This window comes from Pseudomonas sp. LS.1a, assembly GCF_022533585.1.
GTDB lineage: Bacteria > Pseudomonadota > Gammaproteobacteria > Pseudomonadales > Pseudomonadaceae > Aquipseudomonas.
Genome location: NZ_CP092827.1, coordinates 2653000 through 2678999 on the forward strand (window position 1 = coordinate 2653000; position 26000 = coordinate 2678999).

23 protein-coding genes are annotated in these 26000 nt (G+C 62.8%); 14 read left to right on the forward strand and 9 right to left on the reverse strand.

Annotation, left to right across the window (positions count from 1 at the left end):
• Window positions 1-150 precede the first annotated feature (150 nt).
• From glaH to hemB, 5 genes are all read left to right on the forward strand, one after another.
• A complete protein-coding gene (gene glaH / locus MKK04_RS12265; protein ID WP_013972903.1) occupies window positions 151-1128 on the forward strand; it encodes a glutarate dioxygenase GlaH in 978 nt (325 codons plus the stop codon).
• A 114-nt stretch (window positions 1129-1242) separates the two neighbouring features.
• Window positions 1243-2493 carry an L-2-hydroxyglutarate oxidase gene (lhgO, locus tag MKK04_RS12270; RefSeq protein WP_207834993.1) on the forward strand — a complete coding sequence of 417 codons (1251 nt, stop codon included), beginning with the start codon at window positions 1243-1245 and terminating at the stop codon, window positions 2491-2493.
• A gap of 151 nt (window positions 2494-2644) precedes the next feature.
• Window positions 2645-4036, forward strand: a complete 1392-nt coding sequence (gene gabP / locus MKK04_RS12275; RefSeq protein WP_063914831.1) for a GABA permease — start codon at window positions 2645-2647, stop codon at window positions 4034-4036.
• A gap of 87 nt (window positions 4037-4123) precedes the next feature.
• Window positions 4124-5017, forward strand: a complete 894-nt coding sequence (locus MKK04_RS12280; protein ID WP_063914830.1) for a PA4780 family RIO1-like protein kinase — start codon at window positions 4124-4126, stop codon at window positions 5015-5017.
• A 207-nt stretch (window positions 5018-5224) separates the two neighbouring features.
• Window positions 5225-6199, forward strand: a complete 975-nt coding sequence (gene hemB / locus MKK04_RS12285) for a porphobilinogen synthase (RefSeq protein WP_013972900.1) — start codon at window positions 5225-5227, stop codon at window positions 6197-6199.
• 52 nt (window positions 6200-6251) lie between these two features.
• On the opposite strand, the gene MKK04_RS12290 is transcribed toward hemB, so the two are convergent.
• The 3 genes from MKK04_RS12290 to MKK04_RS12300 form a co-directional block, all read right to left on the reverse strand.
• A complete protein-coding gene (locus MKK04_RS12290) occupies window positions 6252-6953 on the reverse strand; it encodes a YoaK family protein (RefSeq protein WP_241106689.1) in 702 nt (233 codons plus the stop codon).
• 9 nt (window positions 6954-6962) lie between these two features.
• Window positions 6963-7592, reverse strand: coding sequence for a riboflavin synthase subunit alpha (locus MKK04_RS12295; RefSeq protein ID WP_207834989.1), 630 nt, complete (start codon window positions 7590-7592; stop codon window positions 6963-6965).
• A 152-nt stretch (window positions 7593-7744) separates the two neighbouring features.
• On the reverse strand, window positions 7745-8662 hold the full coding sequence (locus tag MKK04_RS12300; RefSeq protein WP_063914826.1) for a LysR family transcriptional regulator: 918 nt from the start codon (window positions 8660-8662) through the stop codon (window positions 7745-7747).
• A gap of 120 nt (window positions 8663-8782) precedes the next feature.
• Here MKK04_RS12300 and MKK04_RS12305 point away from each other — a divergent pair, with 120 nt between their 5' ends.
• The 9 genes from MKK04_RS12305 (at window position 8783) to MKK04_RS12345 (ending at window position 19900) form a co-directional block, all read left to right on the forward strand.
• Complete coding sequence (locus MKK04_RS12305) at window positions 8783-9541, forward strand: 5-oxoprolinase subunit PxpA (protein ID WP_241106690.1); 759 nt, start codon at window positions 8783-8785, stop codon at window positions 9539-9541.
• Between the two features lie 58 nt (window positions 9542-9599).
• Window positions 9600-10487 (forward strand): 5-oxoprolinase subunit B family protein, encoded by an 888-nt coding sequence (locus MKK04_RS12310; protein ID WP_241106691.1) that lies wholly within the window; start codon window positions 9600-9602, stop codon window positions 10485-10487.
• On the forward strand, window positions 10484-11455 hold the full coding sequence (locus tag MKK04_RS12315) for a biotin-dependent carboxyltransferase family protein (RefSeq protein WP_207834976.1): 972 nt from the start codon (window positions 10484-10486) through the stop codon (window positions 11453-11455). Before MKK04_RS12310 ends, MKK04_RS12315 begins: the two co-directional genes overlap by 4 nt.
• A gap of 275 nt (window positions 11456-11730) precedes the next feature.
• Complete coding sequence (gene icmH, locus MKK04_RS12320) at window positions 11731-12603, forward strand: type IVB secretion system protein IcmH/DotU (RefSeq protein ID WP_241106692.1); 873 nt, start codon at window positions 11731-11733, stop codon at window positions 12601-12603.
• A 14-nt stretch (window positions 12604-12617) separates the two neighbouring features.
• Entirely contained in the window at window positions 12618-14696 is a 2079-nt protein-coding gene (locus MKK04_RS12325) for a type VI secretion system Vgr family protein (RefSeq protein WP_207834971.1), read from the forward strand.
• A complete protein-coding gene (locus MKK04_RS12330) occupies window positions 14696-15619 on the forward strand; it encodes a hypothetical protein (RefSeq protein ID WP_241106693.1) in 924 nt (307 codons plus the stop codon). Before MKK04_RS12325 ends, MKK04_RS12330 begins: the two co-directional genes overlap by 1 nt.
• Window positions 15616-18834: a T6SS effector BTH_I2691 family protein gene (locus MKK04_RS12335; RefSeq protein WP_241106694.1), complete on the forward strand. Its 3219-nt coding sequence runs from the start codon at window positions 15616-15618 to the stop codon at window positions 18832-18834. Before MKK04_RS12330 ends, MKK04_RS12335 begins: the two co-directional genes overlap by 4 nt.
• Window positions 18831-19646 carry a DUF6708 domain-containing protein gene (locus tag MKK04_RS26545; protein ID WP_325176032.1) on the forward strand — a complete coding sequence of 272 codons (816 nt, stop codon included), beginning with the start codon at window positions 18831-18833 and terminating at the stop codon, window positions 19644-19646. The genes MKK04_RS12335 and MKK04_RS26545 overlap by 4 nt, the downstream gene beginning before the upstream one ends.
• On the forward strand, window positions 19643-19900 hold the full coding sequence (locus MKK04_RS12345) for a PAAR domain-containing protein (protein ID WP_207834959.1): 258 nt from the start codon (window positions 19643-19645) through the stop codon (window positions 19898-19900). The genes MKK04_RS26545 and MKK04_RS12345 overlap by 4 nt, the downstream gene beginning before the upstream one ends.
• 202 nt (window positions 19901-20102) lie before the next feature.
• Here MKK04_RS12345 and MKK04_RS12350 read toward each other — a convergent pair whose 3' ends face one another.
• The 6 genes from MKK04_RS12350 to MKK04_RS12375 are packed head-to-tail and all read right to left on the reverse strand — an operon-like array spanning window position 20103 to window position 25965.
• Window positions 20103-21062: an SdiA-regulated domain-containing protein gene (locus MKK04_RS12350; protein WP_233694177.1), complete on the reverse strand. Its 960-nt coding sequence runs from the start codon at window positions 21060-21062 to the stop codon at window positions 20103-20105.
• On the reverse strand, window positions 21059-22615 hold the full coding sequence (locus MKK04_RS12355; RefSeq protein ID WP_233687405.1) for an ArnT family glycosyltransferase: 1557 nt from the start codon (window positions 22613-22615) through the stop codon (window positions 21059-21061). Before MKK04_RS12355 ends, MKK04_RS12350 begins: the two co-directional genes overlap by 4 nt.
• 3 nt (window positions 22616-22618) lie before the next feature.
• Window positions 22619-22891, reverse strand: a complete 273-nt coding sequence (locus MKK04_RS12360; RefSeq protein WP_201201464.1) for a lipid-A-disaccharide synthase N-terminal domain-containing protein — start codon at window positions 22889-22891, stop codon at window positions 22619-22621.
• Window positions 22888-23631, reverse strand: coding sequence for a glycosyltransferase family 2 protein (locus MKK04_RS12365; protein ID WP_241106695.1), 744 nt, complete (start codon window positions 23629-23631; stop codon window positions 22888-22890). Before MKK04_RS12365 ends, MKK04_RS12360 begins: the two co-directional genes overlap by 4 nt.
• A 34-nt stretch (window positions 23632-23665) precedes the next feature.
• Window positions 23666-24640 (reverse strand): NAD-dependent epimerase/dehydratase family protein, encoded by a 975-nt coding sequence (locus tag MKK04_RS12370; RefSeq protein WP_207834951.1) that lies wholly within the window; start codon window positions 24638-24640, stop codon window positions 23666-23668.
• The gene (locus tag MKK04_RS12375) at window positions 24628-25965 is read right to left on the reverse strand and encodes a UDP-glucose dehydrogenase family protein (protein WP_063914818.1); all 1338 of its coding nucleotides are present in this window, start codon (window positions 25963-25965) and stop codon (window positions 24628-24630) included. Before MKK04_RS12375 ends, MKK04_RS12370 begins: the two co-directional genes overlap by 13 nt.
• Window positions 25966-26000: the final 35 nt, after the last annotated feature.

A 26000-nucleotide genomic window follows, 5' to 3' on the forward strand; every position in this document is an offset into this window, starting at 1 on the left:
TGGCGAAAAACAATGGACAAACAAGCGTTTTGTCGTCGAACAATAAAAATGTAGACATTTTTGGTTTGTGGCGATATTTTTACCTCGCCCGCACTGATCCAGCTCATGCCCGGACGGCGCCACCCCACTTTTTTCTGCCAGGACACTGCCATGAACGCTTTTACGCAGATCGACGAACTTGTGATGCCACTGCCGCTCGAACCGCGTGGTTACACCATCGCCCCCTCGAAACAGTCGCCGCGCCTGCTTGAACTCACCTTTGCCCGCGAAACGGTCGAAGCGTTCGTCCAGGCCGTTGCCCAGTGGCCGGTGCAGGCGTTGGAGTACAAGTCGTTCCTGCGCTTCCGGGTTGGCGAGATCCTCGACGAGCTGTGCCAGGGCACCCTGCGGCCGGTGCTGCTCAATACCATCCTCAATCGCGCCAGCGGCGGCATGCTGATCACCCCGGTCGGCCTGGATGACGTGAGCCAGGCCGAGGACATGGTCAAGTTCACCACCGCCTGCGCACACCTGATCGGCCGCTCCAACTACGACGCCATGAGCGGCCAGTTCTATGCCCGCTTCGTGGTGGTCAACACCGACAACTCCGACAGCTACCTGCGTCAGCCGCACCGGGTCATGGAGTTGCACAACGATGGCACCTTCGTCAACCAGATCACCGACTACGTGCTGATGCTGAAGATCGACGAAAAGAACATGGAAGGCGGCAACTCGCTGCTGCTGCACCTGGACGACTGGGAGCAGTGCGACGAATTCTTCCGCCACCCGCTGGCCCGTCGGGAAATGCGCTGGACCGCACCACCGAGCAAGAAGGTGTCCGAGGATGTGTTCCACTCGGTGTTCGACACCGATGCCGAAGGCCGTCCGACCATGCGCTACATCGACCAGTTCGTGCAGCCGGAGAACTACGAGGAGGGCATCTGGCTGAACGCCTTGTCCGAATCGCTCGAAGGCAGCGAGAAGAAGCTGTCGGTACCGGTGGGCGTGGGAAGCTTCCTGCTGATCAACAATCTGTTCTGGCTGCATGGCCGCGACCGCTTTACGCCGCACGAAGGCCTGCGCCGCGAGCTGATGCGCCAGCGCGGCTACGTCGCCTTCCCCAAACCGCTGTACCAGCGCGGGCAATAATGACAGGGCGCGGGGCGGGCGCCCGCCCACGCGCCTTTGCACAAAACGATGCCACCATGACCCGTGCGGGCCATGGTGAGCCAGTCAGGCAATGCCTGCGTGTGAGGTAAGGCTGTGTACGATTTCATCATCATTGGCGGTGGCATTGTGGGCATGTCCACGGCCATGCACCTGATCAAGGTCTACCCGGACGCGAAGATTCTCCTGCTGGAGAAAGAGTCCGGCCCGGCCCGCCACCAGACCGGCCACAACAGCGGCGTGATCCACGCCGGCGTGTATTACACCCCCGGCAGCCTCAAGGCGCGCTTCTGCCTGGAAGGCAACAAGGCCACCAAGGCCTTCTGCACCCGGCACGGCATCCGCTTCGATGAGTGCGGCAAGCTGCTGGTGGCCACCAACGACCTGGAAATGCAGCGCATGAAAGCGCTGTGGGAGCGCACCGCGGCCAATGGCCTGGAGCGCTACTGGCTGTCGGCGGCCGAACTGCGCGAGCGCGAGCCCAATATCGTCGGCATGGGCGGCATATTCGTGCCCTCCAGCGGCATCGTCAATTACGCCGAAGTGACTGCGGCCATGGGCGCCGAGTTCCAGCGCGCCGGCGGCGAAATCCGTTACGGCGCCGAGGTGGTCGGCCTGCAGGAACTGGCCAGCGAAGTGATCGTGCGCACGCAGGGTGACGAATTGCGCAGCCGTTTCCTGGTGACCTGCTCGGGCCTGATGGCCGACCGGGTGGTGAGCATGCTGGGCTTGCGTACCGAGTTCGTCATCTGCCCGTTCCGCGGCGAGTACTACCTGCTGCCCAAACAGCACAACCAGATCGTCAACCACCTGATCTACCCGATTCCCGACCCGTCCATGCCGTTCCTGGGCGTGCACCTGACGCGCATGATCGACGGCACCGTCACCGTTGGCCCCAACGCCGTGCTGGCGATGAAGCGTGAGGGTTATCGCAAGAGCGACATCAGCCCCAGCGACCTGTTCCAGACCCTGACCACCCCCGGCATTCTCAAGGTGCTGGCGAAGAACTTCCGCCCGGGCCTGATCGAGATGAAGAACTCGCTGTTCAAGGGCGGCTACCTCAAGCAGGTACAGAAGTACTGCCCGAGCATCACCAAGGCCGATCTCACGCCTTACCCGGCCGGCGTGCGTGCCCAGGCCGTATCGCGTGACGGCAAGCTGATCGACGACTTCCTGTTCGTCAACACTGCGCGCAGCGTCAATGTGTGCAACGCGCCGTCGCCGGCCGCCACCTCCGCCATCCCGATCGGTGCCTACATCGTCGACAAGGTCTGTGAGCAGGTTGCCCGCCAGGGCAGCGGGTTCCCCAAGGCCGACCTGGCGCCCCGGCAGCGGGCTGCCGGCTGACATAGCGGTAATACGTTCTGCGGTTTCGTTTTACTCAACCCGTACTGCCCTACTCACCATCTAGGGCAGGGCGGGCTTTTTCGCGCCTGCGTCGGTGACGTGCAAGCCGGCGGCCCCCGCGTGGGCATGACAAAAACAACAAGGTAGCGCCATGCAAACCCACAAGAACAATTTGAGTCATGGATTGAAATCACGGCATGTCACCATGCTGTCCATTGCCGGCGTGATCGGTGCCGGCCTGTTCGTCGGCTCCGGCCGTGCGATTGCCGAAGCAGGGCCCGCCACCATCCTGGCCTATATCCTGGCCGGCGCACTGGTGGTGCTGGTGATGCGCATGCTGGCCGAAATGGCCGTTGCCTCGCCGGACACCGGTTCGTTCTCTACCTATGCCGACCTCGCCATTGGCAAGTGGGCCGGCTACACCATCGGCTGGCTGTACTGGTGGTTCTGGGTACTGATCATCCCCATCGAGGCCAATATCGCCGCCACCATCATCAATTCCTGGGTCCCGCAGATGGAGATCTGGGTATTGTCGCTGGTGATTACCCTGTTGCTGACCGCCACCAACCTGTTCAGCGTGAAGAACTATGGTGAGTTCGAGTTCTGGCTGGCGTTGGTGAAGGTGGTGGCCATCGTCGGTTTCATCGCGCTGGGAGTGTGCGCCATCTTTGGCCTGCTGCCAGGCTCCGGTGTCAGCGGTGTGTCGCGCCTGTGGGATAGCGGCGGTTTCATGCCCAATGGTTTTGGTGCCGTGCTGAGCGCCATGCTGATTACCATGTTCTCGTTCCTCGGGGCCGAGGTGGTGACCATCGCCGCGGCCGAATCCGACGAAGCAGGCAAGCATATTTCCAAGGCCACCAACTCGGTGATCTGGCGGATCACCCTGTTCTACATCCTGTCGATCTTCATTGTCATCGCGCTGGTACCGTGGACCGACCCGCGCCTGGCCACCGAAGGCTCGTATGTCACGGTGCTGGACACCCTCGGGGTACCGAATGCCAAGGCCATCATCGACTTCGTGGTGCTGACCTCGGTGACCAGCTGCCTCAACTCCTCGCTGTACACCGCCTCGCGCATGGTCTATTCGCTGAGCCGCCGCGGTGACGCCCCTGCCTGCGCCCAGGTGACGAGCCGCAGTGGCACGCCGGTGGTGGCGGTGCTGCTGTCTACCGGTGCGGCGTTCCTGGCGGTGATCGCCAATTACCTGGTGCCGGCCAAGGTGTTCGGCTTCCTCATGGCAAGCTCCGGCGCCATTGCCTTGCTGGTGTACCTGGTGATCGCCGTTTCCCAGCTGCGCCTGCGCCAGCGCCTGACCGCACAGGGCAAGACGTTGGGCTACCGCATGTGGCTGTTCCCGTGGCTGACCTGGGGCGTGATCCTGTTCATCAGCGGTGTGCTGGTGCTGATGCTGTTCCGTCCGGACCACCGCCTGGAAGTGGTATCGACCATGGTGCTGGCGGTGCTGGTGGTGTGTTCCGGGCTGCTGGTGACACGGCGTCGGGCGCGCGGTGTGGCGGTTGGCAGTGTAGGGCAGGGCGCCTGAGTCGTTCGCCCTGAAGACAGACGAGCAAGTCGCATCAGGCTGTGAGAGGATGTCCGCCAACGCAGCCAGGACCCCGAACGCAGCCTGATGAAGACACCGAAAAGAATCGAACCCCTGATCGAAGACGGCCTGGTCGATGAAGTACTGCGGCCATTGATGAGTGGCAAGGAAGCCGCCGTGTATGTGGTGCGCTGCGGCAGCCAGGTACGCTGCGCCAAGGTCTATAAAGAAGCCAACAAGCGCAGTTTCCGCCAGGCCGCCGAGTACCAGGAGGGCCGCAAGGTGCGCAACAGCCGCCAGGCCCGGGCCATGGCCAAGGGCAGCAAATACGGCCGCAAGGAAGCCGAAGACGCCTGGCAGAATGCCGAAGTGGCGGCGCTGTTCCGCCTGGCCGGTGCCGGCGTGAGGGTGCCCAAGCCCTATGACTTCCAGGACGGCGTGCTGTTGATGGAGTTGGTGACCGATGCCGACGGTGACGCGGCCCCTCGCCTGAACGACGTGCACCTCGACGCCGAGGATGCCCGGGCGTTCCATGCTTTCGTGATTCGCCAGATCGTACTGATGCTGTGTGCCGGACTGGTGCATGGCGACCTGTCGGAGTTCAACGTGCTGCTTGGCCCGGACGGGCCGGTGATCATCGACTTGCCGCAGGCTGTGGACGCAGCGGCCAACAACCATGCCTTCAGCATGCTGCAGCGCGATGTGGCCAACATGGCCCACTATTTCGGGCGCTTTGCGCCGGAGCTGAAAAGTACCCGGTATGCGCAGGAAATGTGGGCCTTGTACGAGGCGGGCGAACTGCGCCCGGACAGCCCGCTGACGGGGCTGTTCGAGGATGACGAGCAGGCGGCTGACGTGGCCGGGGTGATGCGCGAGATCGATGCGGCGCGGCTGGATGATGCGCGCCGGCGTGCCGCGCGGGTCGAGGCCGAGCATGGGGTGGCCAGGGCAGAGGAGCCTGCGCCGCCCTGGCTGCAGTAACAGGTTGCTTGCAGTGGCCTCTTCGCGGGTAAACCCGCTCCTGCAAGTGCAGCGCGAATTCTGTGGGAGCGGGTTTACCCGCGAAGAGGCCGGCCCAGGAAAAATGCAGCCATTGCCTTTGACGCAAGACAATATCTCGTCATCTGGCCTTTTCACTGGCGCGAGACAGGCATAAGGTATACGCCGTTCAAATTCCCTGGAGCTGTCATGTCCAACCAATTCCCGTCCGTTCGTCCACGCCGCCTGCGCCAGAACGAGTCCCTGCGCACGATCTTCCAGGAAACCGAGTTCCGCCTTGAAGACCTGATCCTGCCGATCTTCGTCGAAGAGGGCATCGATGACTTCGTGCCGATCACCAGCATGCCGGGCGTCAACCGCATCCCCGAGAAGCTGCTGGCCCAGGAAATCGAGCGCTATGCCCGCGCCGGTATCAAGTCGGTAATGACCTTTGGCGTTTCGCACAACCTGGACGCCGTTGGCAGCGACACCTGGAACGAAAACGGCCTGGTCGCGCGCATGTCGCGCATCTGCAAGGACACCGTGCCGGAAATGGTGGTGATGTCCGACACCTGCTTCTGCGAATACACCAGCCACGGCCACTGCGGTGTGTTGCACGACCATGGCGTGGACAATGACGCCACCCTGGCCAACCTGGGCAAGCAGGCAGTCATCGCCGCCGCTGCCGGTGCCGACTTCATTGCCCCGTCGGCGGCGATGGACGGCCAGGTCCAGGCCATTCGCAGCGCGCTGGATGGTGCCGGTTTCCACGATACCGCGATCATGGCCTATTCCACCAAGTTTGCCTCGTCGCTGTATGGCCCGTTCCGTGAAGCCGGTGGTACCGCGCTGAAGGGCGACCGCAAGAGCTACCAGATGAACCCGATGAACCGCCGCGAAGCCGTGCGTGAGTCGTTGCTCGACGAGCAGGAAGGGGCGGATGTGCTGATGGTCAAGCCGGCCGGTGCCTACCTCGACGTGATCGCCGATATCCGCGCAGCATCGCGCCTGCCGCTGGCGGCCTATCAGGTGAGCGGCGAGTACGCGATGATCAAGTTCGGCGGCCTGGCTGGCGCCATCGATGAAGGCCGGGTGGTGCGTGAAAGCATTGGCGCGATCAAGCGTGCCGGTGCCGACCTGATCCTCACCTACTTCGCCATGGACCTGGCCCGCGAAGGCATCTGATTTCAGTGCGCGCCGCTTTCGCGGCGCATCGCCAACCAGCTTCCACAGGTGATCAGCGCGGCATGTAACCGCGCTGCCAGGCGCCCGGGATGAACCGCGACACCATGGCCAGTACGCAGGCCAGTGCGCAGCTGCCGGTCAGTGCCAGCAGGCCCAGGTGTTGTTGCAGCCAGGCACCCAGCGCGGCACCCAGCAGCATGCCGGCCCAAGGCACCAGTTGCACCCGCCAGCCATTGCGCCGCTCGCCCAGCAGCCAGCGCCCCAGGCCACGACCGAAGCGCGACAGGGCACCGGTGACGTAGGTCAGGCCGATAGGCAGGCCATTCACCTGTTCGACCACGGCATTGATCATGCCCATGGCCAGTGTGGCCGCGAGCAACGCCGGAAAAGTGACCGCCAAGGGCCATGCCGCCGCGAAGGCCAGCAGGACGGCGACCACCAGCAGCACCGGCCAGGCCCGACGGCGGAAGCCGCGCGCCAGCAGCACGCCCAGGGCGTTGCCAGCGACGAAGCCCAGCACCGCAGCACTCAGGCGCAGCACCAGGGCCAGGTCCGCCTCGCTGATGGCGACGGCCAGGCGGGTGGTATTGCCACTCATGAACGATACGAAGTCGCCCAGGGCCAGCAGGCCAATGGCATCGGTCATGCCGGCCAGCACCGACAGGCCGGCGACCAGGCCAAGGCCGACACGACCACGCAGAATTTGCAGGCGCAGCCGTTTGGCTGTGCGTGCGGGGAGGGCGGTAGGCAGCATGGGCGGGTCTCAGGGCAGCAGTTTTTCGCGGGCCAGGGTGCCTTTGATGGTGCGCTCCACCACATCGACCAGGACCATGGTCTGGTGGTCCACTTCGATATTGAGCAGCTCGCCGGCCTTGTAGCTGGCGAAGGTAGTCTGGCGCAGGGTTTCCGGGATCAGGTTGATGGTGATCACGTTGTCCTCGACATCGGCGACGGTCAGGCTGCAGCCGTTTACCCCGATGAAACCGCGCGGGAACACGTACTTGCCCCATTGCGGTGGCATGCGGAACTTGATGAAGGCACCGGTTTCCTTGATCGACAGCTCGACGATTTCGGCGGTGGTGGCGATGTGGCCGGCCATCAGGTGGCCACCGACTTCGGCGTTCATCTTCGCCGAGCGTTCAATGTTGACGCCCTGGCCGGCCTTGAAGTTGCGCAGGTTGGTGCGCTCGAGGGTGGCGGTCATGGCGTCGAACCTGACCTGGGTGCCGTCGATTTCGGTGACCGACAGGCAGGTGCCCTCGACACTGACGCTGGCGCCGATCTTCAGCTCGTCGAGCAGTTCCGGGGTGAGGTCGATGGTGAACTGGTTGTGGCCCGGGTAGGTGGTCACATCAAGCAGAGGGCGGACGGCCTGGACGATGCCGGTGTACATGGAGTTGCTCCTGGGCACAGTAAAGAAAACTCCCGAACGCTATGCCCGTGGAGCGGTAAAAGCAAGCCGGCCTTGGTTTGGATACTTGAAAGCCACGCGGCCCCTGTGGGAGCGGGCATGCCCGCGAAGAGGCCGGGCCGGCAAAAAACTGGTCAGCGCCGTGCCGACAACTGCTGCGGCGCCAGAAATGCATCATGGAAGTAATTGCGCACGGCCTGCATCGCCGGGCTGAACGCCCGTTCCCGGTGCCAGGCCAACCCCACGCTCATCGGCGTCACCGGGTCGCTGATGGTCACCGTCTCGATACGCTTGCCCTCCAGCGACCACGGGCGGTGCACCAGGTCCGACAGGATCGCCACACCGCTGCCATTGGCGACCATACTGCGCACGGCTTCCACCGAACTGGTCCGCACCCGCACTTTCGGCCGCTGCCCGGCCTGTTCCCAATAGCGCATGGCGCTTTGCTCGGCTTCATCCACGGTCAGCAGGATGAACGGCTCGCAAGCCACATCGGCCAGGCTTACCGCCGAGCGCTCGCACAGCGGATGGTGGCCGGGCAGCCACAGGCGGCGTTCGGAGTTGAACAGGGTTTCCGAGACGATGTCCGGGTGGGTGAGGTTGGCGGTGAGCACCACCGCCATGTCGAAACGCCCCTCCAGCAGGCCTTGCTCGATGGCGCTGCGCTCTTGTTCGTAAAGTTCCAGGGTCACGTCCGGGTGCCAGTGTTCCAGGCGTTGCAGGTGATGCGGCAGGAAGTAGCCGATCACCGTATAGCTTGCTGCCAGGCGCAGCAGGCCGCTGGCGCGCACATCCGGCAGCGGGCTGTTAAGCGCATCGTCCACGCTGCGCAGGATCACGTAGGCGCGGTTCAGGAAGTGCCGACCGGCCTCGGTCAGGCTCATGCCCTGGGCCGAGCGCTGGAACAGCATCACGCCGAGCATCGCCTCCAGCTCCTTGATCGCCGTGGTCACGGCAGACTGGGAAATGTTCAGGTGGATCGCCGCCTGGGAAATCTGGCCGATCTCGGCGGTGGCGACGAAGTAGCGGACCTGGCGCAGGGTCAGTGACACGGTAGGCTCCCTGGGTATCTGATTTTCCGAAGACACCCTATCTGTTTATAAATCTTCCCAAGGGGGTGCGGAGAATCTAACGTGGCTTGCATGCAGTCACAAGCGCCAGGAGAGACAGTCATGCAGGTGGTGGATTTCAACTCGGACATGGGGGAGGGCTTTGGCCCGTGGGCCATTGGCGACGGCGTCGACAACGAGCTGATGGGCTACATCAGCTCGGCCAACATCGCCACCGGCTTCCATGCCGGTGACCCCGGCACCATGCGCCGCACCGTCCAGCGGGCCAAGGCCCTAGGCGTTGCTGTGGGGGCGCACCCTGGGTTCCGCGACCTGGTCGGCTTCGGCCGCCGGCACATCAATGCCCCGGCCCAGGAACTGGTCGACGACATGCTCTACCAGCTCGGCGCACTGCGTGAAATTGCCCGCGCCCAAGGCGTGCGCCTGCAGCACATCAAACCGCACGGTGCGCTGTACATGCATCTGGCACGTGACGAAGAAGCCGCGCGGCTGCTGGTGGAAAACCTGCGGGTGATCGAGCCGGAGCTGCTGCTGTACTGCATGCCGGGTTCGGTGATCTGCCGCATTGCCCAGGCACTGGGCCAGCCGGTGATTCGCGAGTTCTACGCCGACCGCGAGTACGACCTGAGCGGGTCGATCGTGTTTACCCGCAATGTGCGGGGCTACGAGCCCAGGGCCGTTGCTGAGCGGGTGTTGCGGGCTTGCCAGCAAGGCGTGGTGCGCACGGTCGAGGGGCGGGACCTGGCCATCGCGTTCGATTCCATCTGCCTGCACAGTGATACCCCAGGTGCGCTCGACCTGGTGGAGGCCACGCGCAAGGCGCTGGACGCTGCCGGTATCGTGGTACGCGCGCCACGCTGAGCCTGTGCAGTTTGCTTTCGCCTGCCTTTCTATAAAGACTCCAAGAAAAGGAACAGTCATGGCCGAACCGCTTGCTACAACCCCGATCCGCTACAGCTTTGGCGCCGACGAGCACCTGTTTGCCGAAGTCAGCGAGAGCATGTCGCTGGAGGCTTTTTTCAAGGGTATGGCCGTCACCCGTGCGGTGGAACGGCTGGCCCTGGATGGCGTGCTGGATGTGTGCCTGGCCAACGCCTCGTTCCAGATCCGCTTCGACCCGGACCGTATCGCCCCGCAGGCGCTGCTGGCAGCGGTGCGCGGTGCTGAAGCGCAGGCGGTGGCCGAGCGCTCGTTGCAGACGCGGATCATCGAGATTCCGGTGCTGTACAACGACCCCTGGACCCATGAAACGCTGATGCGTTTTCGTGACCGCCACCAGGACCCGGGCAGCACCGACCTGGAGTACGCCGCGCGGGTCAACGGCCTGGCCGATGTCGAGGCATTCATTGCCGCACACAGCGGCGCACCGTGGTTCGTGTCGATGGTGGGCTTCGTCGCTGGCCTGCCGTTCATGTTCCAGATGGTCGAGCGCGAGCGGCAACTGCAGGTGCCCAAGTACCTGCGCCCGCGTACGGACACTCCCAAACTCACCCTCGGCCATGGCGGCTGCTTCGGGTGCATCTATTCCGTGCGCGGGGCCGGCGGCTACCAGATGTTCGGCGTGACCCCGGCGCCGATCTACGACCCGCAGCAGACACTGAACTACCTGAAGGAGCATATGGTGTTCTTCCGCCCGGGAGACATCGTGCAGTTCAAGCCCATCGATCGCCGTACCTACGACCAGGCGGTGGCGGATGTAGAAGAAGGCCGTTTCGACCTGCGCATTCGCCCGGTGGAATTCTCCCTGGACGCGTTCCTCGCCGACCCGGTCGGCTATCCACGGACCCTGCAAGAGGTGCTGGCATGATCAAGGTACTCAAACCCGGCCTGGCTACCTCGGTGCAGGACCTGGGCCGCGAAGGCTACTACCACCTGGGCATCCCGCCGTCCGGCGCGCTCGATCAGTACGCCCTGAGGGCGGCCAACCACCTGGTGGGCAACCCGGCCGGCGCCGCGGGCCTGGAGTGCGCGCTGGTGGGGCCGGAGCTGGAGTTTCAGCAGGATGCACTGGTGGCGGTGTGTGGTGCGCAGATGCCAGCCTTGCTCGATGGCCGCGAGCAACGCCCGGACACCGCATTTGCCGTGCGTGCCGGGCAGGTGTTGCGTTTCGGCTTCCCTACCGCAGGCGCCCGGGCGTATCTGGCGGTGGCCGGTGGTATCGATGTACCCGAGGTGCTCGGCAGCCGCTCAACCTATGCGCTGGGTGCATTGGGTGGCTTCCATGGGCGCAAGCTGATGGCGGGCGACCTGTTGCCGGTCGGCGTAGCCAGCGGCAAGACCCGCGCCGGTGCAAGCCTGCCGATGGCCTTGCGCCAGGCCCTGGGTGGCGAGGTGGTGCTGCGGGTGGTGCCGGGGCTGTATTTTCACCGCCTGACCAAGGCTGCGGCGCAGAGCTTTTTCACCGAGGCCTGGACGGTCGGTTCCGAGGCAGACCGTATTGGCTATCGCTACAAGGGCGGCAGTGCCTTGAGCTTTCAGCCGCGGGAGCAGCCGTTCGGGGCCGGCTCGGACCCCTCGAACATCGTCGACAGCTGCTACCCGATCGGTTCGATCCAGGTACCGGCGGGGCTGGAGCCGATCATCCTGCACCGTGATGCGGTGTCGGGTGGCGGCTACGCCATGATCGGCACGGTGATCAGCGCCGACCTGGACCTGATCGGGCAGATGCAGCCCAACCAGCAGGCGCGGTTCCTGGCGGTGAGCCTGGAGGATGCGCTGGAAGCACGGCGCTCGTACAAGAAGAAGCTGGGTTTTCTGGCCAGGTTGTTTGGCTGATTGAACGGTTGCGGCGCTGCACCGCCCACACGAGGGCTGGCGCAGTCGTTGCAGGAGCGGCCTTGCGTCGCGAAAGGGCCGCAAAGCGGCCCCAGAATTCCGGCATCACGGCGACAATAGCTGGGACTCGGGGTAACCGATCAACTGCTGAGGCGTCCAGAAAAGGAGAAAAGGAGAAAATTCCTACAACGTTTTGGGACGCCCCAAGCTCCTCGAAGAATTGATTCCCCGATAGTGTTCATGTCTTCAGTCTACTGGAAGACAAGGACCTCTTCATGCCCGGCCCATCTGCTGTTCCTCCTGGAAAATTCCAGTCAGCCAACACTGCCCATGACGTAACTGAAAACAGCCTGCATGCCATGCTCGATGTCCCGGAGGGCACCGATTCACCCTATCCGCCCGGTCAGGGCAGGCGCGCAGGTCATGAGGGTTATCCGGCCGACCCGGACTTCCAGCTACGCGGCGGCTTCGCCAACCTGATGCTTGACGCGGCAAACCCGCTGTTCGGCCTGGTCATGCGCCTGCGCACGCTGGATGACTTGCCCAACATCGAATACGTGCACAAGACCCTGCAGACCCAGGTCAGCGCCATCCGCGAGGAAATACAGCAGCACGGTTATTCCACTGCGCATCTCGAAGTCTATTCCTATGCCTTGTGCCTGTATCTGGACGAGGCCGTGATGAGCCGACCCTGGGGCAACAATTCGTGCTGGAGCCAAGAACCACTGCTCAGCATCTTCCATGACGAAACTCACGGTGGCGAGAAGATCTTCGTGTTGCTGGAGCGGATGATGCAGTCGCCCGAGGAATTCCAGGATGTGCTGGAGTTCCTGTACTTCTGCTTTTGCCTGGGCCTGAAGGGCAAGTACGCCCTAGACCCAAAGTGCGATGAAATCATCAACGCCCTGATTTCGCGGATGCACAGGGTCATTCGTGAACTGCGCGGCCCCGCGCCGGAATTCCCGGGCGATCCCTATACCAACGTCGTCCATCGCCCACACCGCATGCGGCGCTGGGAATGGCCCTGGTGGAGCCCGTTGGTGATCTCTGCTATCGCCATGGTCTGCGCCTACTGCTACTACAGCTACCGCCTGAGCTTGATCACCGCCGAGGTTCTGGAATCGCTCAACGGCATTTTGCAGCAGTAGCAGGGGGAATCCACATGCCTAGCCAATCCGCTTTGCGTTTTACCTTCCAGCCGCTGGCTGGCCAGCATGAGTTCGAAGTGGTTTCGTTCGAATTCGACGAAGCCATCAGCACACCGTTCCAGTTGAAGCTGGAGTTGATCAGTTTCGAAGACGATGTCGACTTCGGCCAGTTGCTCGACAAGCCGGTGCTGTTCACGATCTGGCGCGGTGAGCGCCCCCTGCGCTATGTGCACGGCCTGGTCAGCAGCTTCAGCCAGGGTGAGACGGGGTTCTATCGCACCCGTTACCGCGCCTTGGTCGAGCCCGTGCTGGCCCGTGCCGGCTTGCGTTCGAACTGGCGCATCTTCCAGCAGAAAACCGTGCCGCAGATTCTCGAATTGATGCTCAAGCGCCAGGGCATTGCCCGTTTCGAAATCAAGAGTATGGGCGAGCATCAGGTGCGCGAGTTCTGCGTACAGGCCGGTGAAACGGACCTCGACTTCATCGCCCGCTTGGCTGGTGAAGAGGGTTTCGTCTATCGCTTCGAGCACACGCCGAAACACCACCAACTGGTCATCACTGACCGACTGTTGGCGCTGGGGCAGATCAGCCGGAGCGCGATCAAGGCCGACGACGAGGATGATGTCTTCTTCGATGAAGGCGACATCGGCCCCGACCAGGTGCTGTACCGCGCCAACAGCGGTGGTGACCAGGCCAGGCCTTGCCTGCGCCGCCTGCGTTACAGCGAACAGGTGCGCACCGCACGCCAGGTGCAGCGGGACTACACCTTCACCAATCCGCAGTACCGGCAGGAACACCGCGCAGGTGACAGTGGCATCACCCATCAGTCCCGGGACTATGAGCGCTTCGATTACCCCGGCCGCTACAAGCGCGATGCGGTCGGTGTACCCTTCACCGCCACCCGTCTAACGGCCCTGCGCCATGACGCCCATATTGCCGAAGTCGAGGGTGACGATGTCCGCCTGCAACCGGGGCTGAGCTTCACCCTCATCGAACATCCGCGCAAAGACCTCAACGCACATTGGCGTGTGATGCGTATACATCACGAGGGCAGCCAATTCACCAGCTTGCAAGAAGAAGCTGCCGGAGCCGAACAAGGAACGCGCTACTCGCAGGAAGCCGTGCTGGTACCCGGCCGGATCGAATGGCGTCCGGCGCCGTTGCCCAAGCCACGCATCGACGGCCCACACATGGCCACCGTCGTCGGGCCGCCCGGGGAAGAGATCTACTGCGACGAGTGGGGCCGGGTCAAGGTCAGCTTCCCCTGGGATCGGGAGAGCGAGAACAACGAATTCAGCTCCTGCTGGGTGCGCGTGTCGCAAGGCTGGGCCGGCGGCAGCTGGGGCTCGATGGCCATTCCGCGCATCGGCCAGGACGTGATCATCCAGTACGTCAACGCCGACCCCGACCAGCCGATGATCACCGGGCGTACCTACTGCGGCAACCAGTTGCCGCCGTACGACCTGCCCGAACACAAGACTCGCATGACCATCAAGAGCCAGACCCACAAGGGCGATGGCTTCAACGAGCTGCGCTTCGAGGACGAACTGGGCAAGGAAGAAGTGTTCATCCATGCCCAGCGGGACCAGAACAATGTAGTCGGTAATGATGAGACCACGCGTGTCGGGCGTAATCGTGTCGAGCAGGTCGGCAATGATGAGCACTTGAATATCGGCAATGACTTCCGCCAGGAAACCGGGCGTGACCATACCCAGCTCATCGGGCAAACCTGCAGCGTAGACATCAAGCATGACCTGATCGAGAAGGTAGGCAACGACCGTAGCGAATCAACGGGGGCCAATCACCAGGTCTTTGTCGGAAAGGACGCCGAGCTTGTCGTCAAAGGTGTGCAAAAGGTCACCGTCGGGCAGGGCATGGAGCAACGTACGACGACCTATCAGGTGCGCGCCAGTGAGCGCATCGAGTTCAGAACCGTGGGCGGTAGCATTGTACTGGATGAGCAGGGCATCACCATCAATGGGCTGAAACTCGACCTGCTGGGGCCAACCAGCGCGGCTACGTCAGGGGCTGGAAATAGCCAGTCACTCATGCTTACCCCTGACGCCAGCAACAAGTGCGAGGCCAAGGTCTGATGGACACTGATGACTTGGTCAGGCTCATCGAAAGCCACCATCGGGCGCACTTGTACTGCCATGTGCTGATAGACCCGCTTGCGACTGCTCACGATGGCGACCACGCCTTGCTTGCCCCGCTGCGCAATGCCCTGGGTGAGCAGGCATTGGCCCGTGTGTACCGGGCCGACCTGGCCCATGCCCCCCAACTGCATCCCGTACTGGTCTGCCTGGCTTCGCCCGGCACTGTCCCCAGTCGCCGTTTGCTGGAACTGACCGCCCGGGCAGCGCAGAGGGCGTTGTTTCAGCAACGGCGTTACCTGTGTGGCTGGCTGTTCAGTGAGGCACCTTCGGCCGCTGTCGCGTCCCATCTCACGGCCTTGTGTCGGCTGCCCGATTCCAATCGGGAATTTGGCTGCTACCCGGTCTACGAACCCGTCCGTCTGGAGTTGCTGGCGGCGACGTTCGAGCGGCTTGAACAAGGCCCATGGTGGCCGATCAGTGATTGGTTGTTCCTGAGTAGCGGTGGGAGGTTGGCAAGCCTGAAAGGGCAGAGCGGGCAGCGACACCCTTTGCCGCCCCCTGCGCGGCGAATTCAGGATGACGTGGGGCTGATCGAACGTGTGCTGGCTACCTGGAGAGTGTTGCGGGCGGGTTCGCAGCATATCAATCAGTGTCAGATTCCACCGTTTGCTGCGGTGCGTGCTTCGAACCATGTCGATGATGCACGCAGGTTGGGCCTGAGCGAGATGGAGGACATCGTGGCCTTCGCTCTCCATCACCTGTGCATTCACCCTAGGCTGCATACCGTACCTGTGGTGGGCGAAATGATCGACGCAGCTGCCAGAGGTCAGGCGCCTCTTGCCGCATTGCTCGCCCGCTACTCCGAGGGGCAATGGCGCCAACTGATCGAATGCCTGCCGAAATCCGAGAGTCGTTTATGACCATCAGCCAACGTATTGCCCTCGCGATCGCCGAAGCCGGGCTGCCACACGACCAGTGCATGTCCTGCGAGCGGCAGGGCCTGCCGATCTTGCCGCTGCGTCGCGCCCTGGTGCCGGATACCCGCCCCGGGTGTGTCTCCACCGTGGCGGATAACCGGCATATCTCGACAAAGATCGGCTTGCGCACTTTGCGCAGGGGCTACCTGTATGTCCTGCTCGACCAGCAGGTCTGGCACGCCTATGCCGTCAGCGAGCAAGGTCATCTGCGCCGCTTTAATCCTTATGAGCCGCCAGACGGCCCGCCTTCGCCGCTGCCCGAAAAATGCGTGAACGCAGATCACGACATTCCTTCGGCCTTTCTCAACATCGATACCAGCAGGTACGCCAGCGCCTGGCTGGCCTTCTCCAGCGATCCTTGGCCGGTGAGCGTGCTGAACGCCTACAAGAGCGGCGCGTCGCCTGCGCATCGCTTCGAGGGCCTGGACCTGATTCAGGCACGCAGCAATCCCGAACTCCTAGGCATCGCCATGACGCCCGATAAGCTTGGGGTCGACCAGCAGGTGTTCGAGTATGCCCAGCATGGCTGTGCCCCCTTCGACAGTGCGCATGGCTTCCACAGCCGCTGGTTGCGCCGGTTCGCCCTGCGTGGGTATCTGGTCAATGCGATCAACCGGCACAAGCTGGAAAACGGCGTGCTGGCGGTGGTGCTCGACGACACCGTCGGGCTGATTCAGGAGTACAACCATCAGCGCCTGAACTGGGTACTGAAGCGTCAGGCCTGGCGTGAAGAACCGATGCGGGCCTATCAACTGCAGACCTCGCAGATCCTGCAGATCATTCGTGCCACGCACAGGGAATGGGCGGCGCAGAAGGTGCCGTCGCTGGAACCGATGACGGGCGATGGGCCGCCGGTGTTCACCGACTCGGCAGTCGAGCGGCAGCTATTGGTCGAGCGTGCGCAGCAGGAGAGTGACGAGCGGCTTGAAGAGCGCTACCACGAACCGCAGCGGGCCGCGTTCCAGGCTGAATATGAGCAGCAGGAGCGCGAGTTTCAGCGTTACATCGACAAGGATGCAAAGGCGTACGCTGCCTTGTTCGATACGCCCATGTTCAAGGTGGCCGAGGCGTACGACTACGACGGTAACGATCGTGAGTCCGGGGTGGCCTATGCCAAGACCATGGCCCTGTGCCTGGGTGGCGGCGTTACGGAAGCTGTCGTCCTCCGCCTTGAACCGCATGTTCCCGCATCCGGCACCAGCGAACTGCTCTGGTTGAAATGGCTGCAGGATCCGGACAGCCCGCCCTACCGCGCCTTGCTGATGCGCGACCAGTCATTGCTGGCCGGGCTGCTGCCCAGTTTCTCCGCCACAGAAGCGATCAACTGGAACGACAGCGACAAGCTCTACGGCATGCTGAGCAAGATCATCGCCAGCGATGACGCCGGCCTGCGCATGCGCAACACCCTAAAGCAGGCCATTGCTGAAACGCAGGGTGCGCTCAATGCGGCCAGTCAGCGGCTGGCGCCATGTCTGTCGCCTGGCATTCAGAAGGCCGTGCGGCACCTGAACAGCGCCACGCAGTTTCTCTACAACGGCGTGCACCTGATCGAGCTGGAAGTGAAGATGAAGCTGGGCGAGTACTACGCCTTGCAGAGTGCCCACCTCCGGGAGTTGCAGCACAAGGCCAACGCGTCGATCAGCGAGGCACGAGACCGGATGCATCGCAACATCGATGACTTCGAGTTTGGCTCGATGAAGTCGATGCGCAAAGTACAGCCGATTATCCAGCACGGGCTGATGAGCCTGGCAGTGCTCGACCCGCGGTTCACCAATACGATGATCAGCGTGACGGTGTGGGTCGAAGGCAAGGCCGAGGAGGTGCACGGCCGGTTGTTCAAGGAAGCCAACATGGGGGTGACCCAGGCGAGCAGCGCGGCGCAGCTTGCCCTGCTGGATATCTCGGTGGCAGCGGGGACGTTGGAAACCGATGCGCGCAGGTTATTGCACGGGATGAAGATCACGACGCAGCAGGCGGCCCGATTGGTAAAAACCGGTTTTTCCGGGTTGCGCGGGATTGCTGGCAGCTGGGAGGTCCTGCTGGCGATAGGCGGGTTGTATTTGCAGCAGGATAGCCTGGGCAGGAATCAGGAAAAGGCGGAAACGGAGATTGGGCCGAAGGCGTATGAGGCCAAGTTGGCGTTGCAAGGATCTCAGTTGGGCGTGCTGGGAGGGCAAGTCGAGTTGGTTGGGCTCATTTTGAGATCAAGCGCTGGTCCACTGAATTTGGCGTCGGCAAAGGGTGTCGCAGTCACTGGGGGAGCCTTGATAAGGCTTGGTGCTTTGGTGAGTTCGGTTGCAGGGGGCTTTGATACGGCTCAAGCAATCAATGCCATGAGGCGCACCGCCGCTGCGGGTGATGATGCAGCGAGGAACCAACACTTCTTTTCATTCCTCTTATATGGCTCGGGCACTATGGTGTTTAGTGTTGCAGTACTCAAGCCCTTGTTTTTCGGCCCGCTGGGACTGGCGATAGCCCTCACGCTTGCTGCTTATCAACTAAGCAAACGGGCTCAGGAAAATGAATCAACTGATCTGGAGCGGTGGGTAAGGCGGTGCTGCTTTGGAAAAGCAGACGAAAAGCCGAGCATTCATTGGAATGCTCCAGAACATGCGGATATCGCTTTTGCCGAACTCAATGCTGCCACGCTAGGCGTTCAGGCGAAGTTAAGTTTTGAGTCGCGCTTGGCAACTGATCCAGGACTTCCGAAAATCGGTGGCTTGATTAGTGTCGAAACAATTAGGAAGCTAAAGTTATTAATCGCTTTGCCTATGTACGATGAGCGGTCCTCGGGATATCGTTGGAAATTGATAGTGCATCGTTACGGTGACGGCAATCACCCTGATTACGTTGGTGGGGAAACTATTGCTTCGGGCAATTTTTTTGCGAACTCTGAAGAGCCTCTATCGCCGCTCTCTTCATTTTCGAGCTTTACATCACCACGAATCCCCGACCACGACCGCAAATATTCTATTAACGAGAAGCGAAAACCTTATTCTACTGGACTCTGTCAGCTACAGATTTCTGGCTCGATATCGCTCATGGCGACTACAGGGAAACACACAATCTTGGCGGCTACGCTGTTGGTAATGTACTGGCCGGATAGGAGCCTACCAAGTGGCTACGTTGAGGTTTGTGTCAGGGAGATTAACGAGTGAAGCGTGATGGTAAAGTTTTGTGGGAGCGTGCTTTGGGCTGGAGCCATGACCTTCCCAAGGTGCATGAAGTGCCAAAGTGGCGGGAAGTGTGGGCGAGTGTCAAGCCGTCACCCAACTATTTCGATGATGTTTATCTCGAGTTGCCGCGGAGCAGCACCATCCTTCGAGGCGTTATATTCCTAATCGGTGTTCCGGGTCTGCTTTTTCTTTTTGGAATGACGCTTTACTTGTACTGGGATTTGTTATATGACGATTGGCGGTACGACTGGTTGTTGAGCCTATCATTGGTAATTATCGGCCCAGCACTACTATGGGTTTTGATTCCTGACATCAAGCTTGATCTCGTTGCCCCTAGAGATGAACCAATTCGCTTCAATCGGCTTCGCCAAAAGATATATATTTACGAGTTTCGATATGACCGCATATTCATCTTCAGCCGCAAACGCTGGGGCGTCAAACCGGTCGCCTACAACTGGGACGACGTAACCGCCGAAGTCTACCGAGTCTACGCCCCCGGCCACGGTGGCCTGATCGAGAACGTCATGCTGTCGATCCGCAACCCGGAAACCAACGAAGTCATCGACCGCGTGTTCTTCACCTATGACCTCTACAAAGGCGAGGCCTACTGGGCCATCGCCCGGCTATTCATGCAGCAAGGCCCCGAAGCCCTGCCGAAGTTCGCCCACCCACCCCGTGACTGGAACGATGACGATGGCCTGAGCCACATGCACTGCCTGGCACCGAAGGTTCATTGGCCAGAGGAGATAGACCGTGAATCTCGTACCGGGCCATCAAAAGGAGAAGCCCAATGAACCCTGTCGTACTTGTAGGCCATCGCCATGTCTGCCCGTTACATGGCATCAACCAGGTAGAAAGTGGCAGTGCCACGTACACCTTCAATGGCAGGGCGGTTGCCAGGGTGGGTGATCGGACCACGTGCGGCGCCGTGATCGAGAGTGGAGCGGAGCATTTCCTGATCGAAGGCGCGGCTGTGGCGCGTAAAGGTGACCGGACGGATCACGGTGGTGTGCTGGAGGAGGGCGATGCCGGGTGGATGTTGGATTGATGAAAACAGCGCAGGCTCTGTATCTTGTGCAAAATCTGGCAGCTTGCCCAGATCCCTGTGGGATCGGCCGCGAACACCGGCGTAGCCGGTGCCATGCACCGCGTGGAATTCCTCGCGGGTGAACCCGCTCCCACAAGGTGGGTGGCTTGTCGACAATGGGCCGCAAGGCGGCCCCAGTTCGCTTGACTGACAGGCATCAAGCTCAAGGCTTGCTGAACCGGTAGAACAAATTCGGCTCGCTGACCACGTACAGGTTGCCGGCATTGTCCATGGTGATGCCCTCGGGCTGCGGTGCATCGCGGCCCAGTCCACCGATAGCGGCGCGCAGCGAGCGAATGCTGACGAAGCGGCCATCGCTGTCGAGTTCGCTGATGTTCTTCGCCTGGTCGCTGAGCAGCAGCAGGTGGCCCGTGCGCGCGTCGTAGTAGCCGTCAGACAGGTCGGTGGCGAAAACACTGCGCTTGACCCAGTGACGCCGGTCATTGACGGTGAGGTGCAAGGGCCCGCCATTCAAGGCATCGACCAGGCCGGTTACCTCGAACAGCTGCCGTGGGGCACGTTCCTTGATGGCGTACAGACGGTCGTGCTGGCGGTCGTAGGTCACGCCCTCGAAGCCCTTGTTGCTGTGGGTCGGGTTGATGCCGAGGGTGATCCACTGGGCCTGGCTGGCGTCGATTGGCTGCGGGTGGTCGGGCAGGGGTATCACGCTTAGCCGTTGCAGCTGCTCGTCACTGATGGCCAGGCGACCCTTGCCTAGGTAGGCGAGCCCCTCGGCGTCCTCGAAGCCCACCAGCGGGTAGCGGGCCTGGATGTCGCCGCTCTTGCTCAGCTCCAGCAGCTCCATGGGGTAGCTATTGGTGATGGCCAGCAAGCGGTCGTGGTCATCGTCGTAGGTGATCCCGGACAGGTTGCCCAGGCCTTGTTCCACCACCTTGGCGTCGATCGCCAGCTGGTAGGCCGGTAGCCAGATGTTCTGGCCGGGTGCGGTGTCGCCGCTCCAGCGGTTGCTCAGGTGGGCGTAGAGCTGCTGGGGCCAGAACGAGCGGGCGGCCTCGATACCGAGCACACCCATGGCCAGCAGCGTCACGGCGGCTACCTGGCGCCAGCGGTTTACCCGCTGCCACCAACGCCGGCGCTGGGCCGGCAGGGTCTGGCTGGTCATTTCCCGGGGTGCTCCGCGGCGGTTTGCAGGTTGCCGGGCGTGTGCGCCCAGGCGAAGTGGTAGACGTGACTTGGGGCTGTGGCCTGGCACTGGCCATTATCGGCATCGGCGCCGACCACATACCACTCGGCGCGCGAGGTCTCGCCCAGCCTGCGTGCCTTGTCGGCAGCGAAGCAGCGGCCCAGTTCCGAAGCCGGGATCAGGGCAAAGGCCGTGGGATTGTGGCGCAGCCAGTAGGCGGCCGCATCTGCCTTGGACTGGCCGGTGAAGCCGAAGTGCACGATGGGTTGCCGGGCAAACAGCCAATGCCCCTCGCGCCAGTCGACCAGCACCAAGTCGGCGCCGCCGGTGGCCCGTGCGGCTTCACTCATCAAGGTCTCATGCGGGTTGCGGCCTTCCTTCAGCGGCTCGACGAAGCCGCGCGCGAACCACAGCGCGAACCATGCCAGGGCCACGGCAGTGAACGCCCTGCGCCAAGCCGGTCGGCGCTGCAGCCAGCGCTTGAGCAGCCACGGCAGCAGTGGCGCGATGGCCAGCACCAGGCCCGGCAGCGCCGGGAAGATGTACAGCTTGCGCTTGCCGCTGCTGAGGCTGAAAAACAACAGCACCAGCGCCACCCAGCCAAGCAGCAACAGGAAGCGCCCGTCGCGTTTTTGCAGCTGCCGGCGCCAGGCCGGCACCAGCCAGGGCAGGGCCAGCACCAGTGGCAGCCAGTATTTGGGGATGACCATGACGAAGAAGTACCAGAACGGTTCGCGATGGTCCCAGGCATTGGCATAACGGCTGGCGGTCTGGCGCAGCAGGATTTCCTTCAGGTAGGCCAGCTCCGCCGCGCCACCGCCATGGGCGATCGATATCAGCAGTGGCAGCAGCCACACCGCGCAACCGGCCAGCAACCACAGCAGCCCCAGGCTCCAGCGCCAACCCTGGCCGGGCATGGCCACCACCCCGTGCCAGCGCTGGCGCACCGCCCAGGCATAGGGCAGCAGCATCAGCGCCGGCACAAAGCCCACGCCCTTGCTGATCATGCCCAGGCCCATGGCCGCGCAGGCCAGGTAGAACCAGCCCCAGGCCGCCCCCAGCAGCAGATGGCGAACCATGCCGTAGAAACCCAGCGCCACCCACAGGCACAGAAAGCTGTCGATCTGCCCGGTGCGCAGGATGCTGTAGCTCTGGTAGGTGGCCAGGAACAGCAAGGCGGCAATCACGCCGATGCGCCGGTGCCACAGGCGTTGCCCCAGGTCATGCAGCACCCAGGTGATGGTCGCCGCCGACAGCAGCCCCGGCAGGTACAGGGCAACCTTGGGCGAGCCGGTCAGGTGGCTGAACAGGGCCACGGTCCACATGAACAGCGGCGGCTTGTCGCCGTAGATTTCCGCCGCCCGGTGCGGAATGAACCAGTTGCCGCTCTGCAGCATTTCCAGGGCGACGCCGAGAAAGCGTTCCTCATCCACATTCATCGGCTGGCGCCAGCCGATGCCCGCGCCTACCAGCAACACCGCGAGGGCAATCAGGGCCAGGCGTTCGGCCCTGAGCGTCTTGAACCTTGGCAAGGGCTATTCCTTCTGTTCCTGGTGGCGGGCGATCAGTTGCAGGTTGCGCAGATAGACCAGGAAGCCGAAGCTCTGGCCGATGATGAACACCGGGTCCTGGCGATAGATGGCGTAAGTCAGCAGCAGTGCGCTGCCGAGCATGCTCAGGTACCAGAAACCCACCGGGATCACGCTGCGTCGCTTCAACTCGCTGTACAGCCACTGCAACACGAAGCGCCCGGTGAACACGGCCTGGCCGGCGAAGCCGATGATCAACCACAGGGTTTCTCGGGTCATCCTTCGAGCTCCTGGGGATGCGTGTCCAGGCGGGTGCGACGGATCAGCCACCAGACCCCGAACAGGTCGAGGATACCGACCAGGGCGCGGTCCAGATTGCCGTACTTGGACACCCCGGCGTGACGTGGCCGGTGGTTGACCGGGTGCACCAGCATACGCCCGTTGTGGCGCAGGATCAGTGCCGGGATGAAGCGGTGCATGTGGTCGAAATAGGGCAGGCGCAGGAAGGCCGCGCGCTCGATCAGTTTCAACCCGCAGCCGGTGTCTGGTGTGGCGTCCTTGAGCAGGCGGCTGCGCAGGCCGTTGGCAAGGCGCGAGGCCCAGCGCTTGCTGGCGCTGTCGCGGCGGTTGACCCGGTGCCCGGCCACCAGCTTGACGCCACCGGCCAGGTCCTGGTTGGCGCGCACCAGGGCCAGCATGCCGGGGATGTCTGCCGGGTCGTTCTGACCGTCGCCGTCCAGGGTCGCCAGCCAGCGTCCGCGTGCTGCCTGGGCGGCATGCCACAGTGAGGTGCTCTGGCCCAGCGAGCGCTTGTGGCGGAGGATGCGCAGTTGCGGGTAACCCTGGCTTTTCAGTTGCTGCAGTACGCTCAGGGTGCGGTCGCTGCTGCCGTCATCGACCACCAGCACTTCATAGTCTTCAGCCGCCAGCGCGGTGCGTATTTCCATCAGCAGTGATGGCAGGTTGTCGACCTCGTTCTTGGCGGGGATGAGTACCGAGAGGTCAAGTGGATCTGTCATGAGGCTACCTGTGATCTTGTGGTGATTGCACGGCTCAAACCCGGTAGAAATCCCGGTACCAGCCAACGAAGGCGTCGACGCCGTGTTCCAGCGATGTGTCCGGGGTGTAGTCGATCCAGCGCGCCAGCGAGCCGACGTCGGCCCAGGTTTCCAGCACGTCACCCGCTTGCAGCGGCAGGTAGTCGCGCCGGGCCTTGATGCCCAGTGCACGCTCCAGGCTTTCGACGAAGTCCAGCAGCCGTACCGGCTGGCCTCGGCCGATGTTGAACAGCTGGCAGGGCGGTTGCCCCTCAGCCGGCAGTGGCGGCTTCAGGCGCAAGCGCACGATGCTCTCGACGATGTCGTCGATGTAGGTGAAGTCGCGCCCCATCAGGCCGTGGTTGTAGACCTCGATCGGTCGGCCCTCGAGCATGGCGCGGGTGAACTTGAACAACGCCATGTCCGGGCGGCCCCAGGGACCGTAGACGGTAAAGAAGCGCAGGCCGGTGGTTGGCAGCCGGTACAGGTGTGCGTAGCTGTGCGCCATCAGTTCATTGGCCCGCTTGCTGGCGGCATACAACGACACCGGTTGCTCGACCGGGTCGTCGACGCTGAACGGCAGCTTGGCGTTGGCGCCGTACACCGAACTGCTGGAGGCGTAGATCAGGTGGCGGGGGGGCTGCTGGCGGCAGGCTTCGAGGATGTTGAGAAAACCGACCAGGTTGGCCTGGCCATAGGCACCAGGGTTGTCCAGCGAATAGCGCACCCCGGCCTGCGCCGCCAGGTGGATAACTTCACTGAACGCCTGCCCGGCGAACAGCTGTTGCAGTTCGCTCGGGTGGGCAATGTCGAGGGTGTGGAAGCGGAAATTGGCAAAGCCGAACAGTTGCTGCAGGCGCGCCAGTTTCAGCTGGACGCTGTAGTAGGCGTTGAGGTTGTCGATGCCGACCACTTCGATGCCTGCCTCGCACAGGCGCCGTGCAACGTGGTAGCCAATGAAGCCGGCCACGCCGGTAATCAGTACGGGCATGCTGGCTGTACCTGGCCACGGCCGATGCCGTAGTAGGTCAGGCCGGCGGCGGCCATGTGCTCGGGTTCGAACAGGTTGCGCCCGTCGAACACCACCCGGTCGGCCAGTTGTTGCGGCACCTTGTCCAGGTTGAGCACACGGTAGTCCTGCCATTCGGTGACGATCACCAGGGCATCGGCGCCGCGCAGCGCATCCTCCTTGCACGGCACCAGTTGCAGGTCGGCGCGCGGGCCATAGTGGCGCTGGATCTCTTCCATGGCCTGCGGGTCGTGGGCCTGCACCCGCGCACCGGCGGCCCACAGCGCTTCCAGCAGGACCCGGCTGGAGGCCTCGCGGATGTCGTTGGTATTGGGCTTGAACGACAACCCCCACAAGGCGAAGACCTTGCCCCGCAGGCCACGTGGGTAGTGGCGCTGGATCTTGCTGAACAGCCGGCCCTTTTGCTGCTCGTTGACCGACTCCACCGCACGCAGCAACTGCGGCTCGAAGCCTTCGGCCTCGGCGCTGCGGCGCAGGGCTTGCAGGTCCTTGGGGAAGCACGAGCCGCCAAAGCCGCAGCCGGCGTAGATGAAGTCGTAGCCGATGCGCGGGTCCGAGCCGATGCCGCGGCGCACCATTTCGATGTCGGCGCCCAGGTGCTCGGCCAGGTTGGCGATTTCGTTGATGAAAGAGATCTTGGTCGCCAGCATGCAGTTGGCCGCGTACTTGGTCAGCTCGGCGCTGCGCGCATCCATGACCATGAGCTTTTCGCGGTTGCGGCTGAACGGCAGGTACAGCTCGCGCAGCAGCTCTACCTCGGCGGGTTCCGCGCCCCCAATGATGATGCGCTCCGGGCGCATGCAGTCATCGACTGCCGAGCCTTCCTTGAGGAACTCGGGGTTGCTGATGACGTGGAAGCGGCTGGTATCGGCCACGGCTTGGGCGATGCGTGCCTTGATGCGCTGCACCGTGCCGACCGGTGCGGTGGATTTGTTGACGATCACCTTGGGGCCGTCGGCATGTTCGAGGATGCTGTCGACCACGGCGAATACGTGCTTCAGGTCGGCACTGCCATCGGCCTGTGGCGGGGTGCCGACGGCGATGAACTGCAACCTGGCGTAGTTGGCCGCTGCGCTGGCGTCGGTGGTGAAGCGCAGGCGACCGCAGGCCAGGTTCTTCTCCAGCATCGGCGCAAGGCCGGGCTCGAAGATCGGGCAATGGCCTTCATTGAGGCTGGCGACCCGCTCGGCGTCGACATCCATGCACAACACCGAGTGTCCCACCTGTGCCAGGCACACTGCCTGGGTGAGGCCGACATAACCGGTACCGAAAACCGTGACCTTCATTTGACAGCTCCTTGGCGAGAAAGCTGAAAAAAAAT